General features: G+C 36.5%; 1 protein-coding gene. It reads left to right on the plus strand.

The window, feature by feature from the left end; all coding sequences use genetic code 11:
- A partial coding sequence (locus GJU39_RS23485) for a hypothetical protein (protein WP_167515748.1) occupies positions 1 to 323 on the plus strand: 323 nt, incomplete at both ends.

The raw sequence follows: 323 nt of genomic DNA on the forward strand, positions 1-323 counted from the left end.
GAAAACAGTATTAGTACCAACCGACTTCAACTTAGAGAGTACAAAGATTATTGATGCGCTTGTTCAAGCTCAGCCTCATGAAACCTTGAACGTGATATTTCTTCATGCTTTCAAATTATCTGATTCTATTACTGATATGCTGATGTTAAGCCGTCGCAGCCGCGATTATGAAAACATAAGCGATGAGTTTTATCAGCAATTAAACGATTATAAAAAACGCTATGCAAATGAAATCAGTAAAATCGGCATAGAATATTTTTACGGAAGTACGGCATCGGCTTTCAAGAATTTTATAGAGGCATTTGATGTTGACTGCATCGCCT

This window comes from Pedobacter petrophilus, from assembly GCF_009674725.1.
Classification (GTDB): domain Bacteria; phylum Bacteroidota; class Bacteroidia; order Sphingobacteriales; family Sphingobacteriaceae; genus Pedobacter; species Pedobacter petrophilus.